The following is a 294-nucleotide window of genomic DNA, read 5'->3' as shown; positions in this document are numbered from 1 at the left end:
AGCTGGTCGGTGCATTGCCCCCAACCCGCGTGAAAACCCATCGCCTCGTGCTGCTGCCGGTCGGCGACGCTCCAGTGCCGGACGCGCGCGATGTAGCGGGTCTTGCCCTCGCCTTCGTCCTCGAAGGTCAGCACGCCGGTCATGAACGGTTTTTCCGACGGCTCCCACGCCTGGGTACAGGCATCGGTGAAGATGATCTTCCTGCCGGGAACGACTTCCAGGAAAACCCCGGGATTGGGGAATTCATCGCCGTCAGGACCGGCCATGACGACGAGGCTGCTGCCACCAGATCGG

1 protein-coding gene is annotated in these 294 nt (G+C 64.3%); it reads right to left on the bottom strand.

The window, feature by feature from the left end; translation table 11 throughout:
• Positions 1-294 (bottom strand): SRPBCC domain-containing protein (locus EN852_RS39345; protein WP_189546640.1); only part of this gene is annotated, 294 nt, incomplete at both ends.

The organism is Mesorhizobium sp. M2E.F.Ca.ET.209.01.1.1 (assembly GCF_004010375.2).
Taxonomy (GTDB): domain Bacteria; phylum Pseudomonadota; class Alphaproteobacteria; order Rhizobiales; family Rhizobiaceae; genus Mesorhizobium.
Note: the sequence above shows the minus strand (reverse complement) of the source record. Positions and strands in the feature narration are given on the sequence as shown.